General features: G+C 28.5%; 26 protein-coding genes. 9 read left to right on the forward strand and 17 right to left on the reverse strand.

The features are described from left to right. Window positions 1–8 precede the first annotated feature (8 nt). The 5 genes from nuoF to IQC44_RS02770 are packed head-to-tail and all read right to left on the reverse strand — an operon-like array spanning window position 9 to window position 4,229. Window positions 9–1,259: an NADH-quinone oxidoreductase subunit NuoF gene (gene nuoF / locus IQC44_RS02750; protein ID WP_198304677.1), complete on the reverse strand. Its 1,251-nt coding sequence runs from the start codon at window positions 1,257–1,259 to the stop codon at window positions 9–11. Continuing rightward, a complete protein-coding gene (locus IQC44_RS02755) occupies window positions 1,249–1,734 on the reverse strand; it encodes an NADH-quinone oxidoreductase subunit NuoE family protein (RefSeq protein WP_198304678.1) in 486 nt (161 codons plus the stop codon). The genes nuoF and IQC44_RS02755 overlap by 11 nt, the downstream gene beginning before the upstream one ends. Further along, window positions 1,734–3,368: an NADH-quinone oxidoreductase subunit D gene (locus IQC44_RS02760; RefSeq protein WP_198304679.1), complete on the reverse strand. Its 1,635-nt coding sequence runs from the start codon at window positions 3,366–3,368 to the stop codon at window positions 1,734–1,736. The genes IQC44_RS02755 and IQC44_RS02760 overlap by 1 nt, the downstream gene beginning before the upstream one ends. Beyond that, the gene (locus IQC44_RS02765; RefSeq protein ID WP_198304680.1) at window positions 3,361–3,876 is read right to left on the reverse strand and encodes an NADH-quinone oxidoreductase subunit B; all 516 of its coding nucleotides are present in this window, start codon (window positions 3,874–3,876) and stop codon (window positions 3,361–3,363) included. Before IQC44_RS02765 ends, IQC44_RS02760 begins: the two co-directional genes overlap by 8 nt. Continuing rightward, window positions 3,867–4,229: an NADH-quinone oxidoreductase subunit A gene (locus IQC44_RS02770; RefSeq protein WP_198304681.1), complete on the reverse strand. Its 363-nt coding sequence runs from the start codon at window positions 4,227–4,229 to the stop codon at window positions 3,867–3,869. Before IQC44_RS02770 ends, IQC44_RS02765 begins: the two co-directional genes overlap by 10 nt. A gap of 254 nt (window positions 4,230–4,483) precedes the next feature. On the opposite strand from IQC44_RS02770, the gene IQC44_RS02775 reads away from it, so the two are divergent. After that, window positions 4,484–6,298: a menaquinone biosynthesis decarboxylase gene (locus tag IQC44_RS02775; RefSeq protein ID WP_198304682.1), complete on the forward strand. Its 1,815-nt coding sequence runs from the start codon at window positions 4,484–4,486 to the stop codon at window positions 6,296–6,298. Here IQC44_RS02775 and IQC44_RS02780 read toward each other — a convergent pair. Together IQC44_RS02780 and IQC44_RS02785 are read right to left on the reverse strand one after the other, a co-directional pair. Further along, entirely contained in the window at window positions 6,295–6,762 is a 468-nt protein-coding gene (locus tag IQC44_RS02780) for a threonine/serine exporter family protein (RefSeq protein WP_198304683.1), read from the reverse strand. The two genes, IQC44_RS02775 and IQC44_RS02780, sit on opposite strands and share 4 nt — an antisense overlap. A 1-nt stretch (window position 6,763) precedes the next feature. Next, a complete protein-coding gene (locus IQC44_RS02785) occupies window positions 6,764–7,546 on the reverse strand; it encodes a threonine/serine exporter family protein (RefSeq protein ID WP_198304684.1) in 783 nt (260 codons plus the stop codon). 69 nt (window positions 7,547–7,615) lie between these two features. Here IQC44_RS02785 and IQC44_RS02790 point away from each other — a divergent pair, with 69 nt between their 5' ends. The 5 genes from IQC44_RS02790 to IQC44_RS02810 are packed head-to-tail and all read left to right on the forward strand — an operon-like array spanning window position 7,616 to window position 10,713. After that, window positions 7,616–7,957 carry a hypothetical protein gene (locus IQC44_RS02790; RefSeq protein WP_198304685.1) on the forward strand — a complete coding sequence of 114 codons (342 nt, stop codon included), beginning with the start codon at window positions 7,616–7,618 and terminating at the stop codon, window positions 7,955–7,957. Then, complete coding sequence (locus IQC44_RS02795; protein ID WP_198304686.1) at window positions 7,944–8,576, forward strand: type III pantothenate kinase; 633 nt, start codon at window positions 7,944–7,946, stop codon at window positions 8,574–8,576. Before IQC44_RS02790 ends, IQC44_RS02795 begins: the two co-directional genes overlap by 14 nt. Beyond that, window positions 8,548–9,156 carry an ATP phosphoribosyltransferase gene (hisG, locus tag IQC44_RS02800; RefSeq protein ID WP_198304687.1) on the forward strand — a complete coding sequence of 203 codons (609 nt, stop codon included), beginning with the start codon at window positions 8,548–8,550 and terminating at the stop codon, window positions 9,154–9,156. The genes IQC44_RS02795 and hisG overlap by 29 nt, the downstream gene beginning before the upstream one ends. Continuing rightward, window positions 9,156–9,869 carry a class I SAM-dependent DNA methyltransferase gene (locus IQC44_RS02805; protein ID WP_198304688.1) on the forward strand — a complete coding sequence of 238 codons (714 nt, stop codon included), beginning with the start codon at window positions 9,156–9,158 and terminating at the stop codon, window positions 9,867–9,869. The genes hisG and IQC44_RS02805 overlap by 1 nt, the downstream gene beginning before the upstream one ends. Further along, complete coding sequence (locus tag IQC44_RS02810) at window positions 9,856–10,713, forward strand: SdiA-regulated domain-containing protein (protein ID WP_228286234.1); 858 nt, start codon at window positions 9,856–9,858, stop codon at window positions 10,711–10,713. Before IQC44_RS02805 ends, IQC44_RS02810 begins: the two co-directional genes overlap by 14 nt. Here the strand turns inward: IQC44_RS02810 and trpS are convergent. Further along, complete coding sequence (gene trpS, locus IQC44_RS02815; RefSeq protein WP_198304689.1) at window positions 10,710–11,675, reverse strand: tryptophan--tRNA ligase; 966 nt, start codon at window positions 11,673–11,675, stop codon at window positions 10,710–10,712. The genes IQC44_RS02810 and trpS overlap by 4 nt on opposite strands. Window positions 11,676–11,805: 130 nt before the next feature. Between trpS and IQC44_RS02820 the strand changes: the two genes are divergently transcribed. Continuing rightward, a complete protein-coding gene (locus IQC44_RS02820) occupies window positions 11,806–12,210 on the forward strand; it encodes a DUF350 domain-containing protein (protein WP_198304690.1) in 405 nt (134 codons plus the stop codon). Window positions 12,211–12,230: 20 nt separating this feature from the next. Here the strand turns inward: IQC44_RS02820 and IQC44_RS02825 are convergent, their stop codons facing one another. Continuing rightward, on the reverse strand, window positions 12,231–12,545 hold the full coding sequence (locus IQC44_RS02825; protein ID WP_198304691.1) for a type II toxin-antitoxin system HicB family antitoxin: 315 nt from the start codon (window positions 12,543–12,545) through the stop codon (window positions 12,231–12,233). An 81-nt stretch (window positions 12,546–12,626) separates the two neighbouring features. Then, entirely contained in the window at window positions 12,627–13,163 is a 537-nt protein-coding gene (locus IQC44_RS02830; protein WP_198304692.1) for a manganese efflux pump MntP, read from the reverse strand. Window positions 13,164–13,248: 85 nt separating this feature from the next. Here IQC44_RS02830 and IQC44_RS02835 point away from each other — a divergent pair, with 85 nt between their 5' ends. Further along, window positions 13,249–14,211: a cation diffusion facilitator family transporter gene (locus tag IQC44_RS02835; protein ID WP_198304693.1), complete on the forward strand. Its 963-nt coding sequence runs from the start codon at window positions 13,249–13,251 to the stop codon at window positions 14,209–14,211. A gap of 30 nt (window positions 14,212–14,241) precedes the next feature. On the opposite strand, the gene IQC44_RS02840 is transcribed toward IQC44_RS02835, so the two are convergent. Continuing rightward, complete coding sequence (locus IQC44_RS02840) at window positions 14,242–16,293, reverse strand: TonB-dependent receptor domain-containing protein (RefSeq protein WP_198304694.1); 2,052 nt, start codon at window positions 16,291–16,293, stop codon at window positions 14,242–14,244. A gap of 163 nt (window positions 16,294–16,456) precedes the next feature. Between IQC44_RS02840 and serS the strand changes: the two genes are divergently transcribed. Further along, on the forward strand, window positions 16,457–17,698 hold the full coding sequence (gene serS, locus IQC44_RS02845) for a serine--tRNA ligase (RefSeq protein ID WP_198304695.1): 1,242 nt from the start codon (window positions 16,457–16,459) through the stop codon (window positions 17,696–17,698). Between the two features lie 274 nt (window positions 17,699–17,972). Here serS and IQC44_RS02850 read toward each other — a convergent pair whose 3' ends face one another. From IQC44_RS02850 to IQC44_RS02875, 6 genes are all read right to left on the reverse strand, one after another. Beyond that, the gene (locus tag IQC44_RS02850; protein WP_198304696.1) at window positions 17,973–18,350 is read right to left on the reverse strand and encodes a hypothetical protein; all 378 of its coding nucleotides are present in this window, start codon (window positions 18,348–18,350) and stop codon (window positions 17,973–17,975) included. After that, a complete protein-coding gene (locus tag IQC44_RS02855; protein WP_198304697.1) occupies window positions 18,347–19,966 on the reverse strand; it encodes an EAL domain-containing protein in 1,620 nt (539 codons plus the stop codon). The genes IQC44_RS02850 and IQC44_RS02855 overlap by 4 nt, the downstream gene beginning before the upstream one ends. A gap of 64 nt (window positions 19,967–20,030) precedes the next feature. Continuing rightward, a complete protein-coding gene (locus IQC44_RS02860; protein ID WP_198304698.1) occupies window positions 20,031–20,474 on the reverse strand; it encodes a PAS domain-containing protein in 444 nt (147 codons plus the stop codon). 1 nt (window position 20,475) lies between these two features. Then, the gene (locus IQC44_RS02865) at window positions 20,476–20,862 is read right to left on the reverse strand and encodes a chaperone NapD (RefSeq protein ID WP_198304699.1); all 387 of its coding nucleotides are present in this window, start codon (window positions 20,860–20,862) and stop codon (window positions 20,476–20,478) included. Window position 20,863: 1 nt separating this feature from the next. Further along, window positions 20,864–21,832, reverse strand: coding sequence for a WD40 repeat domain-containing protein (locus tag IQC44_RS02870; protein ID WP_198304700.1), 969 nt, complete (start codon window positions 21,830–21,832; stop codon window positions 20,864–20,866). Further along, window positions 21,829–22,314, reverse strand: a complete 486-nt coding sequence (locus IQC44_RS02875; protein ID WP_198304701.1) for a 4Fe-4S dicluster domain-containing protein — start codon at window positions 22,312–22,314, stop codon at window positions 21,829–21,831. Before IQC44_RS02875 ends, IQC44_RS02870 begins: the two co-directional genes overlap by 4 nt. Window positions 22,315–22,316: the final 2 nt, after the last annotated feature.

Below are 22,316 nucleotides of genomic sequence, written 5' to 3' on the forward strand. Positions count from 1 at the left end.
ATTAAAATTTATTTTTGTAAATATGTTTCGAACTCTTCGGGAAACTTTTGCACAATACTTGCAATAATATCTTTAACTGCAGGTGCAAACACACATACAGTTTTTCCATTCATAGTATCACACACATCAAGAATTGTTTGTAAATCTCTTTTCTGTGCCTCTTTTTTTAAAACCTTTTCTAAAATCTTATCAATCCAACCACACCCCTCTCTACAAGGTGTACATTGACCACATGACTCGTGGTGATAAAACTCTATAATGTTTTTTGCAACATCAACCATTGATGTATCTTCATCAATTACAATCATCCCTCCTGTACCTAAAGTCGAGCCAATATCCCACATAGACTCATAATCCAATACAGCTTTTTGCACTTCAGAAGCTGTTAAAATTGGACATGATGTTCCACCTGGGATTATTGCTTTTAATTTTTTACCCTCAATCATTCCACCACCTAAAACATTTAGGAAGTCAATCATTTTGTTTCCATACTGCATCTCATAAACACCTGGATTTTTAACAGGTCCTGAAATTGCAAAAAGCATAGTTCCAGGTGACTTCTCTGTTCCATATTTTGTATAACCCTCAGCTCCATTTTCTACAATATTTGGAACAGAAGAAATAGTTTCAACATTATTTACAGTTGCTGGATCATCATAAAACCACTCACACTCTTTTCCATGAGGTTTTAACCTTGGGTGTCCTCTTTTTCCTTCAAGTGATTCAATAAGTGCAGATTTTTCTCCACAAATATAAGCTCCCCCACCTCTATGAACTGTAATATCAACTCTAAAATCATATTTATCCATAATTTTATTGCCAATAATTTTTGCATCATAAGCTTCTTTTATAGCTTCATTTAATCTATCAATAAAGAATTTATACTCACCTCTTATATAAATGTAAGCATGATTTGCTTGAATTGCCCAACAAGAACAGATGATTCCTTCTATTAAAAGGTGTGGGTCATATTGAAAAATTTGTCTATCTTTAAAAGTACCTGGTTCACTCTCATCCCCATTTACTATTAAATATCGTGGTCTTTCATCAACTGGTGGCATAAGCTCCCATTTTGGACCACAGGCAGCTCCACCTCCACCTTTTCCTCTAAGCCCTGATGCAGTAACTTCAGCAGTTACTTCATCTGGAGTCATCGTAAAAAGTTTATCTATTGAAGAGTATCTACCATTTGCTAAAGCAACTTCAAGTTTGTGTGAATTTGGAATATCAAAATTTTTACTTACTATTCTAGTTATCATTTTTACACTCCCAAATTATTTTTTCTAATTTCTCTTTTGTTAGTTTTCCATGATAAACATTGTTTAAAGCTATCATTGGTGCATCACCACAAGCACCTTGGCACTCAACTTCGCTAAAAGTAAACATCCCATCAGCACTTGTTTGCCCAGGTTCTAATCCTAAAGTATCTTTTATGTAAGCTTTTAATTCCCTTGCACCCATAAGCATACAAGATACTGTTTTGCAAAGCTCTATATGGTACTTTCCTTTTGGTTTTAAGTTAAACATTGTATAAAAAGTTGCTACTTCATATACTTGCATAGGACTTTTTTCTACTTTTTGTGCTACATAAACCATGGCTTCAGGACTTACCCAACCTTCTTGCTCTTGCACTAGCCAAAGTGCTGGTAACATACAAGAGTCAATTTTTGGGTATCTTGAAGCATACTCTTGGAATTTTGCTTCATTTTGTGGTGTATATTTAAAACTACTCATTATCTATCAAACTCCCCAGCAATAAAATTCAAACTAGCCATTGTAACAACGGCATCTGCAAGCATTGTTCCTTCAACTATTTTTGAGTAAGCAGCAAGTGAGTAAAAGCATGGTGGTCGGCATTTTACTTTATAGGGTCTTCCGCTTCCATCACTTACAATAAAAAATCCTAACTCACCATTTGCTGCTTCGCTTGAGCTATAATATTCACCTTTTGGAACTAAAATTCCTTCAAATGTTAGTTTAAATTGGTTCATTAAACCTTCAATATTTCCATAAACATCTTTTTTAAGCGGTAAAATAGTATTTGGTGCATATACATTTATATTACCATCGGGCATGTTTTTCATAGCTTGTCTTATGATTTTTATAGATTGAATAGACTCTTCAAATCTACACATCATTCTATCATACACATCTCCATGGCTTCCAATAACAATATCAAAATCAAAGTTTTCATATCCATAATATGGCTTATCTTTTCTTAAATCATGAGCAACTCCAGCTGCTCTTAAGTTTGGACCAGATATTCCATTTGCTAAAGCAAAATCAGCTTTTATAACTCCAATATCTTGTGTTCTGTCTTGATAAATTCTATTATGAGCAATTAAAGATAGTACATCATCAATTGCTTTTTCTGATGTTTTTAAAACCTCTTCCAAATCTTGTTCAAAACCATCATATAAATCAAACTCTAAACCACCAATTCTTGTATATGTATTTGTAAGTCTAGCACCTGTTAGTTTTGATAGTAAATCATAAGCTTGATCTCTTGCTCCAAACAGATACCATAAGCTAGTAAGTCCACCTAAATCAACCATATTTGCAGCATTACAAACAAAGTGGTCAATAATACGACTTAACTCTCCAATAACAACTCTTATCATGGCAGCTCTTGGAGTAATTTCAATATTTAACATCTCTTCAATAGCTTTTGACCAACCAATATTATTTAAAATAGCACTACAATAGTTTAATCTATCTGTATATGGAATAACTTGTGAATATGTATGGTGTTCACAGGCTTTTTCAAAACCTCTATGTAAATATCCAATTTCTGTTACACAAGCTGTGATTGTCTCACCTTCCATTGCTAAAAAGTTTCTAATAGTTCCATGAGATGCAGGGTGAGAAGGACCAATATTTAAAAGCATTAAATCATTTATCTCTTCTTCGTTGTAACCTTTTGATTTTAATAATGGAGTCATTTCATCCATTAAATCTTCAGTTTCAGTACAAATTTGACCTTTTGTGATATTGTAATCTTTTCTTAAAGGGTGACCAATAAACTGTTTATGATTTAAAACTCTTTTTAAATTTGGATGGTTTGCAAATTTAATTCCATATTGATCATAAGCTTCTCTTTCAGCCCAATTTGCAGAAGAGAAAATGTCATAAAGCGAATCAACTTCTAAAGTTTCATCACTTACAAAGGCTTTTACTGTAGTCTGTTTTTTGAAATCACTGCTTCTTAATACATAAACAATAGCAAATCTTGAAGGTGTAGTATCAGGAAATTTTAGATAATCAACTGCAGTAAGGTCTAAAAGAATTGTAAAATCTTCATCATTTTTTAATCTAATAAGAGTAGCTCTTAAATCTTTTGAATCAACTAATAAATCACATTTAAGCATCTAAAAATCCTTTATACTCTTTTACTCTATCTTTAATGATTGATTCATTTTTTGCTTTCTCTTGAATTCTCATAATTGCATCAAGAACGGCTTCAGGTCTTGGAGGACAACCAGCAACATACTCATCTACAGGGATAATTTGATCTATTCCTTGAACTGTTGCATAATTATCATAAAATCCACCACTACAAGCACATGCACCCATAGAAATAACCCATTTTGGTTCACACATTTGTTCATAGATTTTCTTTAAAATAGGTGCTTGTTTATATGAAATAGTTCCAGCAACTATTAGTAAATCAGCTTGTCTTGGAGAAAATCTTACAACTTCAGCTCCAAATCTTGATACATCGTATCTTGAAGCTGCAACTGCCATAAACTCTATCCCACAACAGGCTGTTCCAAAAGCCATTGGCCAAAGTGAGTATGATCTTCCCCAATTAACAGCAGCATCTAATTTTGTAGTTAGGATGCTATCTCCTAAACTTGATTCAATTCCTAATCCCATAATAAAGCCTTTTTCTTATAGATATAGATTAATCCAGCAAAAAGTAATCCCATAAAGATAAACATTTTAACTAGCCCAGCATATCCTAGTTCTGCTACATTTATAGCCCAAGGAAACATATAAACTAGCTCAACATCAAATAGTAAAAATGATATTGCAACTAAATAAAATTTAATAGAAAATCTTATTTTTGTAGTTCCAATAGGGTTTGTAACACCACTTTCGTAAACAGAATTTTTAATTATAGAGTCTTTGTTATTTGGTCCAATATATTTTGTTGAAACAAAGAACAGAGATAAAACTACACCAATGGCGATGAAAATAGTAGAAGCTAGGATTAACTCAAATGACATCTTTTTTCCTAATGAGTGAATTTTAAACTAATGTTGATTGTATCTTAATTTAAATTTTAAGCAAAGTGTATAGGTCAATAATATGGTATTTGTGAAATATAATGAGAAAAAAAGTAATACTTATTTCAAATAGATTTGTATTTTTTTTATAATCAAAAGTGAATGCTAAAAAAATTATTTTATTTTTTTACTTAGTTTATCTTAAAGCATAAAATGATATAAAATTGAGATAATTTAAAAAAATTAGGAAAAATATGAGAAGAGCGATAGAACTTTTAAAAAAAAATAACCTTTTAAAAATAGTTGATGAAGAACTTGATATAAATTTAGAAATTCCACATCTTGCTTATGTTGAGGTAAAAAAAACAGATTCAAAGGCAATTTTATTTACAAAACCAATAGATAAAAAAACTGGAAAAAAATTTGAAACTCCTGTTTTAATGAATGTTTTTTGTAATGAAGAAGCTGTAAAACTTTTTATAGGTGATGGAGATAAAATTGCAAGTGAAATAGAGGGGCTTTTAAAACTAAAACCACCTGTTACATTTAGTGAAAAACTTTCAACTTTAGGCAAACTTTTTTCACTTAAAAATACAATTCCTAAAAAATTAAAGACAAAAGGTGCTTGTCAAGAAGTTATAAAACTAGGAAATGATGCAAAACTTGATGAGTTACCAGTGGTTACAACTTGGGAGCAAGATGGTGGTCCATTTATTACTATGGGACAAGTTTATACTCAAAGTTTAAATGGAGAGTTAAAAAATCTTGGAATGTATAGACTTCAAGTTTATCCTGATAATACTTTAGGAATGCATTGGCAAATACATAAAGATAGTAACCACTTCTTCCACGAATACAAAAAAGCTGGTAAAAAAATGCCAGTAAGCATAGGAATTGGTGGTGATCCTATGTATATATGGTGTGGACAAGCACCACTTCCTATTGGAGTTTTTGAGCTTATGCTATATGGATTTGTAAAAAATACTCCAGCAAGGCTTGTAAAATCTATTACAAATGATATTTGGATACCTGAAGATAATGATTTTGTAATTGAAGGTTTTGTAGATCCCGAAAAACTAAAAATAGAAGGTCCTTTTGGTGATCACACTGGATATTATACACTTGATGAAGAGTTTCCTTTTATGCAAATTTCTGCAATTACAAGTAAAAAAGATCCAGTATTTTTAGCAACAGTTGTAGGAAAACCACCTTTAGAAGATAAATATATGGGGTATGCAACGGAGAGAATTTTCTTGCCACTTCTTAAAACAACAGCACCTGATTTAGTAGATTATTATATGCCTGAAAATGGTGTTTATCACAACCTTATTTTGGCAAAAATAGATGCATTTTATCCTGGACATGCCTCTCAAATGATGCATGCATTTTGGGGAGTAGGGCAGATGAGTTTTGTTAAACATGCTATTTTTGTAAACAAAGATGCTCCAAAATTAACTTCTCATGATGAGATTACAAAATATATTTTAAATAGATTAAATATTGATGATATTTTAGTTTCAAAGGGAGTTGTTGATCATCTTGATCACACTGCACCAAAATTTGCTATTGGTGGGAAACTAGGACTTGATTGTACAGGTGAAGAGATAGAAGAGCTTGGAATTACGCTTTTAAGTGATGCTGAATTATTAGAACAAATGCAAAATATTACTAATGAAATAAAGGGAATAAAGCAGTATTACACTGATACAAAAAATCCAATTTGTGTAATTAGTGTTGAAAAAACAAGAAGCCAAAAAGAGCTATTTAAAGAGTTAAAACCACTATATAAAAATATAAAAATATTGATAATTGTGGATGAAAAAGCAAATGATTTGGAAAATCCATATATGCTTATTTGGAGAGTTACAAATAATATAGATTCAAATAGAGATTTATATATTAAAAAGAACACTTTATGCTTAGATGGAACAAATAAAAACTCATTAGACGGATTTACAAGAAGATGGCCTGATGATGTTGATTGTACAAAAAGTGTAATTGATAGTTTAAGAGAAAGAAAATTAATAGATATTGATGATGAATTAATCAAAAAGTACCAGTTATATTAAATAACTGGTCTATTTAATCTTAAAAAATATAAAGATGGTAAAACCAAACCAAAAGTAATAGCAAATAAAACTGCTACAGATTTTAAGCCATTATGAATAAAAATCTCTATTAATTGGGCATTTGCACCATATCTGTTTATATCAATTAAAGCTATCATTGCACTAAAAGCATAAGTTCCAGGTAAAATAGGAATTATTGAAGCAACTGTATAAACGGGTCTTGGAATTTTATATTTTCTTGACCAAAAAAGTGCAATAAGTCCTATAATTGCAGATGCAATAAAAGTAGAAATCTCTATTCCAAAATTCAAACTTAAAAATATTGTTCTTAAATCATAAACCAAAAATCCACCCAAAGCACAATATTTTAAAGTCTGTTTTGGAACATTAAAAACCATAGCAAATCCCAAAGATGCAAAAGCAGCAAAAGTACCTTCAATAAAAAGTTTTAATAAAAATTCCATATTATGCCTTAAATCCTAAAATCGCAATTGCTAAAATAATTCCAACACTTGTTGCTAGAGTTAAAATCATACCATCCATAAATCGTCCCCATCCCATCATCATATAGCCTTTGAATGAGTCTAAAAATGAGTTAACAAAAGCAAATCCAGGAGCAAGAAGTAAAACACTTGCAGCCATAGCAATATTTGGAGTTGCACTAAAACCGTAGATTTTTGATAAACCTGCAATTAGTGTCGCAACAAAGGCGGTTATTCCAAAAACTATAATCATTACAAATCTTCTTTTTGATAGTTCTTGCCTTGTTATCATAGCTAGAGTTGAAGCCACAAATGTAATTGCAATCGCCATAAAATCGCCACCTTGCAAATATGCAAAACTTCCACAAGCAATTCCAACCATAAATACAACCAACCAACGATTATAATAATTTGGTTCAATTTTCTTTAAAATTGTGTATAAATATGTGATGTCGTAGTTTACTTCGTTCTCTTTTTTTTCCATTTTTAAAACAATATTTTGAATTTCGCAAACTATACTCATATTTATTGGTTTATGATGAACTCTTCTTGTTGTTGTAACACTTTGCCCGTGATATAGGGTTGTAAGAACTATTGCAGATGGAATTAAAGATAACTCAACACTTGAAGCACCAAGAACTTTTCCTAATCTTTGTGCTGTTTGTTCAATTAAAATACTCTCCGCTCCATATTCACTCATTAAAACAGCTGCTTTTATTATTCCTCTTGTGATTGTAGATTGTTCTTCATAAGATAGTTTTTTCATTTTTTTCTTTTATTTTAAAATTTATGAAATTATACAAATTTTGTTATAATAAAGGTTTTAAGGATATAAATGAGAGAAATTACGCAAGTTTTTGCTAAAAAAAACATAATTTTCAAAGAGTTTAAAGAAGTTTTACCAAAAGAGATAAATAGTAGAAAAAATATAAAAATTTATGTAGCAACTGGAGTTGATATGAAGTTTTATGCTATTTTTGTGCTTGAACAAAAAAGTAGATTTTTAAGAAAAAATGCAAATGAGCTAATGGAACTTTGTGAACAACTAGCTAGTTTTATGGGGCATAATTTCAAAGTAAAAGAGCTGTTTTTTAGTGGAGATATGTGTAGCAAAGCAAAAGCTTATCTGAAAGATAATTTTTGGGGTGTAAAGGAAAATAAAAGTGATTTTATGTGATATTGGAAATACAACTTTTCATTTTTTGATAAATAAAGAGCATAAAAAATATTTTTTAGATGAGGAAATACCAAAATTTAATGATGAGGTATTTTTTATCTCTGTAAACGAAAAAGGTACAAAAAAGCTACTCAAACAAAACAATAAAGCAAAAGATTTAAGCTCTTTAATTGATTTTAAAACACCTTATAAAGGAATGGGAATTGATAGAGTTGTAGCTTGTTTATTTCAAGAAAATAAGATAATAGTTGATGCAGGAAGTGCAATAACAGTCGATATTATAGAAAATTCCACTCACAAAGGTGGTTTTATTCTTGTAGGAATACACAATTTTTTAAAATCTTATGAGCAAATATCAGAAAAATTAAAGGTTGATTTTGAAAAAAATATTAATTTAGATAAAATACCGCTTCAAACAAAAGATGCTATTTTGTATGCTTTAATGAAATCTATCATTTTACCTATCAAAGAAGTAAGTTTAAATAAAAATATAATAATTACAGGTGGAGATGGAGAATTTTTAAGCCAATTTTTTGAAAATTGCACATATAAAAAAGATTTAATATTTGAGAATATGAAAAGGATAATAGATGCTAACAATTGCATTGCCAAAGGGTAGAATTGCAGATGAAACTCTTGATAGATTTGAAAAAGCTTTTGGAGAAAAGTTTATTTTTGAAGATAGAAAGTTAATTTTAGAGAAAAGTGGATTTAAATTTTTAAATGTAAGAAACCAAGATGTTCCAACTTATGTTATGCACGGAGCTGCTGATTTGGGAGTTGTTGGACTTGATGTTTTGGAAGAAAAAGAGTACGACTTAATCAAACTACTTGATTTAAAACTAGGTCGTTGCAGAGTTGCTTTTGGTTTAAGAGCTGGTGAAAAACTAAACTTTGATAAAAGCAAAATCACAATTGCAACAAAACATGAAAAAATAGCAAAGAAATATTTTGAAGAAAAAGCTATGGCGGTGGAAATCATCAAGCTTTATGGTTCTATTGAATTAGCTCCTCTTGTTGGGCTTTGTGATTGTATTGTTGATATTGTTGAAACGGGCGAAACTATGAAGCAAAACGGACTTGAAGTAGGGCCTACTATTATGGAGACAACAGCTCATTTAATAGCAAATAAAAACTCTTTTTATGCAAAAAAAGAGCTTATTTTCAATTTAAAAGATAGAATAGAAAAATATTTATAATGACAAACTTAGATTTATATGCAAAAATAGAGCCTTATTTAGATTTAGAGGAAGCAACTTACACTCTGCACAAAGAGTTTATGAAAATAGTAATGGAAAACTCTTTGGAAAATATTTTGGATATTGGTTGTGGAAGAGGCTATTTTTTAGAGAATTTACGAATAAATGGGCTTAACTATTTAGGAATTGACCAAAGTAAAATTCAAATTGATGTTTGCAAAGAGAAAGGTTTAAATGCCAAAAATATTGAACTAAAAGATATAAAAGAGAAGTTTGATTGTGCAGTTGCTATTTTTGATGTTGTAAATTTTGTAAACAAAGATGAGTTAAAAGAGTTTTTCAGTGATATTAAAAATGTTTTAAATCCAAATGGATATTTTATTTTTGATGTAAATACTCTTTATGCTTTTGAAAATATTGCACAAGGAAGTATAAATATTGATTTAGAAGATGGATTTATTGCTGTAAACTCAGATTTTGAGAACTCAAGACTTATTACAAATTTCTTTTTATTTGAAAAAGAAAAAGATGATAAATATATAAAAAATAGCGGACAAATAGTTCAAGAGTATTATAAAAATAGTTATTTAGGAAAATTATTAAAAGAGTGTGGTTTTTCTATTTTTGAGAAAAAAGAGCTTTTTTTATATACAGATGAAGAAGCAGATAAAATTATATTTATTTGTAAAAAAGCTAGTTTTGAAAAAAGTTAGCTTTTTAGTAATTCTAACAACAATTTTTGTTTTCATACACTACATTGACTTAGATGATAAGTTACTTTATAAAGTTTTCTCTTCTAAAAATAATTATTTAGTATCTGAAGAAAATCATCATTATGAATTAAAATATATAAAATATATTAAGAAGAATTTATCTGGAATTACTTATAATGAAAAAAGTGATACTCTATTTGTAATTACAAACTCTCCAAGAGATATTTACGAACTTGATAAAAATGGCTCAATCTTAAGAAAAATAGATTTAAAAGGTTTTAAAGATACTGAAGATTTAACCTATATAAAAGATGATATGTTTGCTATTCTGGATGAAAAATTAAGTAGTTTTTTTGTTGTAAAAATAGATGAAGATACAGAAATAATTTCTAAAAAAGATAGCATTAAAGAGTTTAATATTGATGTTAGAAACTTTAAGAACTTTGGACTAGAAGGTATAAGCTATGATAAAATTGAAGACAAATTTTATCTAGTAAATGAAAGAGGTCCTAAAAAAATAATAACAGTAAAAGGTTTTATGGAAGATATAGATATGGAGGTTAATTATAAAGATGAACTCAAAGATAATAACCTATATTTAGGTGATTTTTCAGCTATACATTTTGATGATAAAAGTAAAAATATATATATTTTAAGTGATGAATCAGCTCTTTTGGCTAGAGTAGATAATAATGAAAAATTTAGTAAATATTTAGATTTACAAGAAGATGACTTATCATCTAAATTAAAAGCTGCTGAGGGTTTTACAAAAGACAGCGATGGAAATTTTTATATAGTTAGTGAGCCAAATATATTTTTAAGTATAAAAAAGATGAAGGATTAAATTAATCCTACTACATCTCTTATTTGCTCCATTTTAGAAGCTGCAATTTTTCTAGCCTTTGCTGCTCCAAACTCCAAAATATCTCTTACTTCTTTTGGTCTTTGCGAGAAATACTCTCTTTTTTCTTCATAAGGTGCAAAATAATTCTCTATTTTTGCTAGTAAAGTTTGTTTAAAATGTCCATAACCCTCACCTGGTGTTTCATATCTTTTTTGTAAATCTTTTAACTCATCATCATTCATAAATAGTTTTGAAATAGCATAAATATTGCAATTTTCCCACTCTTTAGCTTCATTTAACTCTTTTGAATCTGTAACTATTCCCATAACTTGTTTTTTTCTAGTTTTTGAACTTGTAAACATATCTATTGTATTGTTATATGATTTACTCATTTTAGCCCCATCAGTTCCAGGAACTGTTGCAACTTCTTCATCTACTTTTGCAAGAGGAAGAGTAAAAATCTCTTTTTTATATGAGTGATTAAAAGATATTGCAATATCTCTTGTCATCTCCACATGTTGAATTTGATCTTTTCCAACTGGAACTATATTTGAATCAAATAGTAAAATATCAGCAGCCATCAAAACAGGATATGAAAAAAGTCCATGATTTGCACTAATTCCTCTTGAAGTTTTATCTTTATAAGAGTGAGCTCTTTCAAGAAGCCCCATAGAAGTGTGGTTTGATAAAATCCAGTAAAGTTCTAAAACCTCTTTAACATCGTGTTGAATCCAAAAAGTAGATTTCTCAACATCCATTCCAAGAGCTAGAAAATTAATAGCTGCTTCAAAAGAGTTTCTTTCCAAATCTTCTTTATTTTTAACACTTGTTAATGCATGATATGAAGCAATAAATGCAAATAATTCGCCATCGTTTTGCGAATCAATCATCTTTTTTACCATTCCAAAATAGTTTCCTATATGAATTGTTCCAGAGGGTTGAATACCTGATAAAATTCTCACACTAAATCCTTTTAAATATCTTTTATAAAATTTTTGAAGATTATATCTAAACTTGTTAAAATCTCTAAAAGTGCTTATCCAAGTTTTTATAGCTTTTTAGATAAAATAAAAGAAAAACAAAGGGTATTTAATGGAATTTGAACTTATTTTAAGTTTTTTAGGCTTCTTTCTGACAGCAACAATTTTGGTTGTTGCTTTCTTATATTTGTATGCAATTGTAACTCCTTATGATGATTACAATCTTATATTTAAAGAGAATAATGTTGCAGCTGCTTTAGGTTTTGGAGGTGCAATTATTGGTGTTTCAATACCACTTTATAGTGCTTTAGAACACTCTGTTTCGTATGTGGATTTTGCTTTTTGGGGAGTTGTTGCTATTTTAGTTCAACTTATTTTTGCTTTTTTAGTAACAAGATCAGGAGTAAAATTTTCATTTACAGAAAAAATAGAAAAAGGTGATGTAGCTGTTGGAATTTTAATGGCATTTTTATCTATTGCTATTGGGCTTTTAAACGCTGGATCAATGAGTTATTAAACTTTTTAAAGATAGTAGATTTAATTCAAAGAAAATTTACTATCTTTTTCTATAAGATTTTTTATATAAGTATTTAAAGAAACCCCAATTTTTGTAGCATTTAAAACAGCAAGTCTATGAAGTTCACTTCCAGTTCTTACATTAAAAACACCTTTAAATGCTTTTTGTGGTTCTCTATTTAACTCTTTACAAGTCAAAATATATTCATCAACTGCATTTTGTGCTTCAAATGTTACTAAATCATTTATCATATCAATTTTACCAAAAAAGCATTTATCTTCAGAAGAGTATTCAACTGTACCAATATAGCCATTGTATTCAATTGTATTTGACATATTAGAAAATCTCCTTTAATTTATTTTGTATCTGTTTTATAAGATAAACTTTATTTTAGTTGCAAAATTATATAAAATATATTAAAAAAACAAAATCTTAAACCCAATAAGTATTAAAACAACTCCACCAAATATTTCAGCCTTACTCTCATATTTTTCTCCACCTTTTTGTCCAAATAAAACTCCAAAATAACTCATAATAAATGTAATAATTCCAATAATAAACAAGCTTAAATATATATTTATATTAAACAGATGTAAGCTATAACCAGCTGCCATTGCATCTAAACTTGTAGCAATTGCAAGAGTAAATAAAATTCTATTTGTAATTTGTGGAATCTCTTCATCATCTTTTTTGAAAGCTTCAAAAATCATTTTTGCACCAATTACAAAAAGTAAAATAAAAGCCACAATTTTGTCATATCCTTGAATATACTCTCTTAATCCAATTCCACCTAAAAAACCAATAAATGGCATAAGTGCCTGAAAAATACCAAAATATAAGGCAGCACTAAGTGCTAGTTTTCTAAGATTTCCTCTATTTTTAGCCCCAAGTCCAATAGAAACAGCAAATGCATCCATAGATAAAGCTAAAGCCAAAATAAAAATTTCTAACATAAATTTTCCTAAAACTATAAAATAAATGGTAATTGTAACCAAAACTCTATATAATTGGCTTTTAAAAAATTTATAGGAATAATTTATGAAAAATTGTAATATTGGTTTAACTCTGCATAAACCTTATATAAAAGATTCTCACTCTTGTTCACACAATCACCATCACACTCATGCACACGAAGATGCACATTCACATGCACATTCGCACGATCATAGAAAAACAGATAAAAAAGTATTAAAAATCGCTTTGGTTATCACACTTATTACTATGTTTGCAGAGTTTTTTTATGGTTTTTTATCAAACTCACTAGCACTTATTTCAGATGCAATTCATATGTTTACACACTCTTTTGCTTTGATTATTTCACTTGTTGCCATAATAATTGCTAGTAAAACAGCACCAATATCAAAAACCTTTGGTTACTATAGAGTTGAAGTATTAGCAGCTTTTATAAATGGAATTACTATTGTTTTATCAATTATTTGGATAGTTTATGAAGCCTTTGAGAGATTTTTAAATCCTCAAATAATAGATATAAAAATGGCTATGATAGTGGCAATTATTGGGCTTGTTGTAAATATTATTACAGGTGTTATTTTAATGCAAGGCGATAAAAATAATATAAATCTAAAATCAGCTTTTGTGCATATGTTAAGTGATGCTTTATCCTCTGTTGCAATAATTATTGGATATATCGTAATTTTCTACACTTCTTGGTATTTTATAGATATTATTTTAGCTGTTTTGGTTGCATTTGTTATTTTAAAATGGGCTATTGATATTCTTAAAAACTCTACAAACACTTTGCTTGAAAGTTCGCCTCTTGATATAAATGAGGTAAAAAACTATATAGAAGAAAATGAAAAAGTGCTAGATTTACACGATATTCATATCTGGGAAATTACACAAGATATGTATTTCTTAACAGCACATCTAAAAATAGATAAAAAAGATATAGAAAACTATGAAGAGATTTTAGAAAATATTAACCATAATCTAAAAAGCAAATTTAAAATAGTTCATACAACTTTTCAGTTTGAGTGGTAAATAAGGAAAAATTTCCTTATTTATTTAAGCCTAAAAATCATACTTTACAGCAAATCTATAATCTCTTCCCATTTCATATCTATAAATATCAGCTTGATTTTTTGTAGATATTGTTGTAGCTTTTGCATACTGTTTATTTGTTAAGTTATTAACAGCTAAAAACAAAGTCCAATCAGAAGTTATCTTATACTGCATACTAACATCGTGAGTTGTATATCCTGCTCTTCTTATTGTAGTATTATTACTATCTAAAACATCAGTTCCTGCAACTGCATTTAGTGTATAATTAATAGCTAAATCTTTTGTTACTTCGAATCCTAAATTCCAAACAAATTTTTCACTATCATATCCACCAACTCTTCTTATATTTTGGTCTTCATTTATTCCTACAACATTTCCAACATCGCTACTTTTATTATTTGTATCGATTTTTGTATAACCTAAACTTGTAGAAAAAATATCATAAGCATAAGATAGCTTTAACTCAAAACCTTCTGACTCAAACTTATCATCTCTATTGTACATATCTTGCAAAGTCCATCCACCTTCTCCACTTCCACAAGTACCAGTAGCACAATTTGTATCTTTTGATACTATAAAATCTTTAATCTCTGTTTTAAAAATATTTGCATTAAAACTTAAATAATCATCAGAAAGAAAAGTATCTCTTTTCTCATATTTGTATCCAGCTTCATATCTTTTTGATTTTTCAGCTTTTAAATCATTGCTATAAGTTTCACCAATTTTTGTATTTAAAGCCCAAGTAAATGGGATAATTCCACTCATTCTACTAGCATTTCCATAGTTTGCATAAATTAAAGAGTTTTCGCTAAGTTTATAATCAAGCCCAATATTTGGAGAAATTGTATTATCATCTGCTTTTCCTAAACCTGTTTCAAACTCATAATCATCAAATCTTAAACCATAATCAATTCCTAAATCCCCAATTTGTGTTCTATTTTGGATAAATAGTGCTATATTTTGAGAGTCTAAATCACTATATTTTGTGATATTTTTATCTGCAGGTTTTAAATCTGCTATATAGAAACTACCTTTCCCATGCTCTTTTTGAAGTTCTGCTCCAATAGAAACTCTATTTTCACTTGAAGAAATATCAAAATCAAAATGATTTTGTACTTTTAATCCAATATTTCTATTATCGTATTTTCTATTTTCATCTTCTCTTTCAAGTGTTATATCTGTTAGATTTAAGCTTGTCTCTAAATTTAACAAATTATTTGGGTTATAAGTGTGGTTTAAAGAGTAATTTGTTGTAGATGATACAATTTTTTCAAGCTCATTTGGAAGTGGTCTATATTCTGAACCTCTCCATCTTGTATTTCCACTATTTTCATTATGATTTATAGTTAATCTTAAGTCATTATCTTTTGCATTTAACATAGAGATTTTAAATAGATAATCTCTATCGTGATAGTTACTTCCTATCTCCTTATTCTTATCTCCATCTTCATAATCTTCGCTATTTACTCCACTTACACTTAAATAAGCTCCTACATAGTCATTGAAAACTGAATATGCTGTTGCAGTTCCATGTTTTTGTTCAGCATTTGTATTGTATCCAGCTTTGAAAACTGTACCATAGTTTTTACCATTTTTAGCAAAATCTTGAGCATCTTTTGTAGTCATCTCTATACTTCCACCTAATGCTCCACCTTTTGAAGCATCAGGAGAGGTTTTTACATCTACAACTTTTAGTAAATCAGGATTTATCCCCATTTCATTGGCTCTATGTTGAAACATATTTTTACCTTGTTTCGCTCCATCGAGTGAAATATTTAGGTTTGAGCTTTCAATACCTCTTAAATATATCCTTTGTGCATTTTTTGCACCACCACCAATTTCTATTGAAGAGTTGTTTTTTAACATCTCTGTAAGAGAGTTTGCTTGATTTTGTTCTATTTTTTCCATATCAATCTCTATGGAGTTTGTATTTAACTCTTTTTTCTCTATTATATTTATCTCTTCAAGCATTGAAGTTTGGGCATTTAGTAAATAGGGTATCAAAAGAGCTGATAGTTTACAAATACTCTTATAGTTTAATTTTTTGTTGTATGAATTCAATACATTTCCTTTTGTTTAGATTAATTATGCAACTAAGTTGCAAAGTGAAATAATAGTTAAATGCAACTTAGTTGCAAATTAAGAGAAAATAGAAAATCAAATTACAATAAAATGGCAAGAATAGTTTTGATATAATTCCAAAAAACTAAATAAAGAAGACGGTATGATTGATATAAAATTACTACAAAAAGATTTTGAAAGTGTTGCAAAAGCACTTGTAAGAAAGGGTCTTTCAAGCGAATCTTTAAACAGCTTAAAAGAGTTATCACTAAAAACAAAAAACACAAGACAAGAGATGGAAGAAGTAACTGCAAAACAAAATCTTCTATCAAAAGAGTTTCCAAGATATAAAAAAGAGAATCTGGATTTAACACAACTACAATCAGAAATAAATGAATTAAAAGCAAAAAAACAAGAGCTTGAAGATGAGTTAAATGCACTTGAAGAGAAATTAAATGGAGAACTTTTTGCTATTCCAAATATGCCAGATGATAGTGTGCCTTACGGTGAAGATGAAGATGAAAATGTGGTTTTAGAAGTGATTGGAAAAAAACCAGAGTTTAGTTTCACTCCAAAAGAGCATTGGGATTTAGATTGTGGTTGGTTGGATTTTGAAAGAGGTGTAAAACTAGCAAAATCAAGATTTACAGCTTTAAAAAGTGATGGAGCAAGACTAGAACGTGCTTTGATAAACTATATGCTTGATTTTAATAGACAAAGAGGTTTTAATGAGTGGTATGTGCCTTTTATGGCAAACTCAAATGCACTAAAAGGAACAGGACAACTTCCAAAATTTGAAGAAGATTTATTTAAAATTGAAGGAGAAGATTTATACCTTATCCCAACAGCAGAAGTAAGTCTTACAAATCTTTACAATGATGAAATTTTATCTAAAAGTGAACTACCACTTCTTCTTACATCTTACACACCTTGTTTTAGAAAAGAAGCAGGAAGTGCAGGGCGAGATACAAGAGGACTTATAAGACAACATCAATTTGACAAAGTTGAGATGGTAGCTATTACAGCTCAAGAAGATTCTGATGAGGTTTTTCAAAAAATGGTTCAAACAGCTAGTGATTTATTAAGCTCTTTGGGACTTTGTCATCAAAAAGTACAACTTTGTACAGGTGATTTAGGATTTAGTGCTGCTGTTACTATTGATTTAGAAGTTTGGTTACCAGGACAAAATAAGTTTAGAGAGATTTCAAGTATTTCAAACACTAGAGATTTTCAAGCAAGACGGGCAAAAATCAGATATAAAGAAGATAAGAAAAATATCTTAGCTCACACTTTAAATGGTTCTTCTTTGGCTGTTGGAAGAACACTAGTTGCAATTATGGAAAACTATCAAAATGAAGATGGCTCAATAACTATTCCAGAAGTTTTAAAGCCATACTTAAGATAGATTTAAATTTTGGGTATAAAAAAAGGGAAGCTAAAATAGCTTCCCTTTTTTATTGAGTTTTGTTAAAAAAATATGAAAAAAATAAAATACAAAACTCAATCGGAGAGAACGACCTTTTGATAGAGATTTTACCCAAAAAATGAAACATTTTTTAACTAAGGAGAGATAAGTGTAAAGGTAAAATCTCTTAATCGGTGAAATAATACAAGAACTAAACTTAAAAAATGCTATTTTAATGCTATTTTTCTAAAAAAATTTATAAATTTAGTAAAAATTATTTTACAAAAACTCTTGCATCATAAAGTTTATTATCAACTCTTACTTCTAGTCTTCCAGTTGTTACTGTATAGTGCTTGAAAGTGTATTCATAGCCTATTACAATTTTTCCAATATTTGTTATTGGAATTTTATTTTCAAAAGCTCCTATTGAATTTCCTATTTTTACTTCTATATTTGTATTGTGTTTTAGTTTTCCAAAAACAGCTATTTTTGTATAACAAATTTCATTGTAATCATATTTTGTTATATTTATATTTTGAATATTTTCACTTTGTCCATTTTCATCATAAATAGCAAAGGCAAAGGCTTTATTGATTTGATTTGAGTATGAAAAGGAGAGAAGAACCAATAAAAATAGTAATATTCTTATCATAATACTTCAGGTTTTCCTATAAAATAACCTTGAGCAAAATCTATTTCTAACTCTTTTAAGTTTTCCAAAATCTCTTTTGTCTCTACAAATTCAGCTACTGTTTTAATCCCAATCTTTTTTGCAAAACTTGAAATTGTTTCAACAATAATTTTTTGTTTCTCATTTGATGTTATATTTTTTATCAAAGAACCATCAATTTTTATATAATCAACATTTAATTTTAAAAGATGCTCAAAATTTGAATATCCACTTCCAAAGTCATCAATTGCTATTTTTGCTCCAAGGAGCTTTATTTTATTGATAAAATCTAAAACTTCATCATAGTTTTCAATTCCCTCAGATTCCAAAATCTCAAAAGTAGCCCTTGAAGCAGTTCTTGTTTTTTTTAAAGTTTTTATTATAAAATCTACTGTTTCTTTATTTTTTATATCATCTATTGATAAATTTATAGAGAAAAAGTCTTTTTTCCTTTTGAAAGTTTCACAAGCATTTAATATAACTCTTTGAGATATTTTATGATAAAGCTTAATTCTTTTAGAGAAATTAAGGAATTTAAATGGTGAAATAATATCTCCATTTGAATCTTTCAATCTTACAAGAGTTTCATAAGCTAAAATTTCTCCATTATTCACATCTACAATTGGTTGATAAAAACAGACAATTCTATCTTCAATTAAGGCTCTTTTTATTTCGTAAGCCATATTTATATTATCTTTATATTTCTCTTCAATCTTCTCATCTTCATTATAAATAAATATTGTTTCGTGTGAATTTTTTGCCATATTTACAGCTATATCAGCTTTTGAAAGAAGTCTATTACTTGCTTTTGCTATTCCTACTGAAAAACCTAAAGATATTGTTTTATCTTCTATTGAGTACTCTTGATTTTCAAGAATATTTAAAATTGCATAGGCCTTTTGCTTTAGTTCATCATAAGATAAATTTCCATAATAAGTAATAGCAAATTCGTCTCCACCAACTCTATAAGCTTTTAAGCCACTTGAGAAAAATCTATTTGCAACTTCTTGAAGAATTTTATCAGCATTATAAATTCCAAAAAAGTCATTTACCTCTCTAAAACCATCTATATTAAAAATCATACAAGCTTTTGGATTTGTTTTTAAAATATCTAAGAGGATTTTTTGTCTATTTGGAAGTTTTGTAAGTAAATCATAATATGTTAGTTTGTAGTTTTCTTCTTCTAAAATTGCTTGAGAAGTTATATCTCTTGCAATTCCAATAATCCCAACCAATTTTCCTATTTCATTATAAAATGGAGCTTTATTTATCTCAAAGTATCGTAAAACACCTCTAATTGTTCCACACTCTTTAACTGTAATTGCCTCTTTCTTTTCTAAAACTTCTAAGTCAGATTCTTTGCAGTTTTCTCCAAAGGTGTGCCAATTTGGACTGTTTGGAAATCTCTCTCGTTCTTTTTGTGAAAAATATAAATCATCTTTTCCTATTGCATCATTTGGCATAGTATTTAAAAATATTCTGCAAGTTGATTCATTTGCATAAATATATTTTCCATTTAAGTCTTTAATCCATAGTAAATCAGGAAGGTTTTCTGTAATTAACTTTAATAAATTTTCAGATTTTACAAGATTTGACATACCTTTCCTTATTTTATTTTTTAGGACTCGCTTATTATATCACTAAAAGCTTAGTTTTTGGTATTTATTCATAGATGATTTTTCTAATTTTTTCATTATTTTTTCTTTTTAACTCATCATAATATAGTTGATATCTCTTTTTCTCTTCAAAAGATATAGGTGTTCTAAGTGATTTATACTCTACTAATTTATTATCCTTTAAAACACATGATATTTCTGCATAAACCCAATAAAAGCCACTATCTTTTCTAAGATTTTTTACAATACCACTCCATTTCCCTTTTGTTTGTAAATCTTCCCAAAGCTCTTTAAATATCTCTTTTGGCATATCTGGATGTCTTACAATATTGTGTGGTTTTCCTATTAATTCATCTATACTATAACCTGAAATTTCTGCAAAAGTATCATTTGCATAAGTGATATTCCCTTTTAAATCGGTTCTTGAAATAATCAACTCATCACTAGGAACTATTGTTTCAATTAAAAAATTACCACTATTAAATTCCATATTATTCTCCTAATTTATCGAAATCTTTTGCAAAACCTATTAAATCTTTTCGTTTTAAATCACCTCTATAAACAATATCTTCTACATTTATATCTTTATCATTTAAAACTTTTGGAACAGCATCAGCATTTTCTAAAACTTGCATATGACGACTTAACTCCTCTTCGCTATAAGACATTTGCATATCTGCACTTGCAACATTTGGAATAGCTTCAATAACTTTTAGTTTTTTAAGCTCTTCTTCTACATTTTCACCCTCAATAGTAATAATAATTCGCCCTTTATCATCGTGTAGATGATAATCGCAAACACCAGAGTTTTTTAAATCTTCTATTACTTTATCTAAGTGTTTAGGTAAAGTTTGTACTACTATACTTGAAATATTCATTTTAATTCTCCTTTAAATTATAAAAATTTATATTTTCATCATCACTTGCAACAAAAATTTCATCTTCATTTAAAAATAAAATATTTGTAAGAAGTGCTTTATTTTCATCTAATTTGTATAAAATTTCTTTTGTTTGTGTATCAAAAATAGCGACACTATTTTGCTCATCAAAACAAAAAGCTGCAAGTTTAGAACTAGGGCTTAAAGCTGCACTATATACCAAAAAATCGCTATTTATATAGTAAGGTTTAGAAAAGCCAAAAGAGTAAACAGCAACTCTTCTATCTTGACCCGCTGTTAAAAGTAAATCTTTTTTTACATCAACTTGAAAAACCCTATCTACATTTTGACCTTTAAAGTTTTTTGTTTTTTTGAAGCTTTTTATATCAACTAAAGATATTATTCCACTCTCATCTGCTACAAAAATAGAACTTTTATCTTTATTTAATACAAAATGTGAAAATGATGATTGAGAAATTTGAAGCTCATTTTTAATTTTTTTCTCTTTTATATTGTAGATAAAAATCTGATTAGATAAAAGTGCATAGATTATATTTTCACTATCCAAAAATTTTGCATAAGCTATAAATAGTCTATTTTCTGAAGAGATTATATTTTCTAATTTTTCATTTTCATAGATAAAAATATCTCTTCCACCACTTTTGCCTTGCGATAAAATCAAGATTTTATTATCAATTATATCTACACTATAAACTTTGCTATCTATTTTTTCATTTGTGAAATCTTTGATTTTTTTAATATCTATCTTTTTTACTAACTCTTTTTTTTCAATATCAAAAATATCAACACTACTAGCAGTTGTTCCTGCTATTAAAAGATTCTCTTTTAAAACTAAATTTGTAACAGCTCCACTTGCTTTTAAAAAATATGTTGGTTTTAGCTCTTTTATTTCACTTGAGTATAAATTTAAGACAAAAACAGAGATAAAAATATATTTAAAAAACTTCATAAACTACTCACTTTTATTGCATTTGTTGGACAAACTTTGATGCAAAATCCACAAGATGTGCAACTATCTTTTATAGCTGGTCTAAAAAGCCCCAAAAACTCTATTGCATCATCAAGGCATGGATCTTTACAAGAAAAACACATAGTATTTTGCCATGCTAGACAAGATAAAATATCAATTTGAATTCTAGCTTCTATTTGCTTTTTATCTTCTACTTTTAGAACTTCATTTGGGCAAGATTCTGCACACATATCACAATATGTACAACCACTTTCTGTAAAATCAAGAGCAACAGTTTCATCTTCCACAATTTTAATTATATTTTCTTCACAAGCTGTAACACAAGGCTTATCTATACACTCTATACAGTTTGTGAAAAAAAGATTTATATCTTTAAAGTAGGGTGGTCGAATAGCTTTCTCTTGCATATCTTTTTTTGAAAAAGGTTTTGCAAGAGAGCTAAAAAGCTCTCTTCTTTGCATAA

The sequence above is a fragment of the Arcobacter vandammei genome, from assembly GCF_016106035.1.
In the GTDB taxonomy this organism is placed as follows: Bacteria; Campylobacterota; Campylobacteria; order Campylobacterales; family Arcobacteraceae; genus Aliarcobacter; species Aliarcobacter vandammei.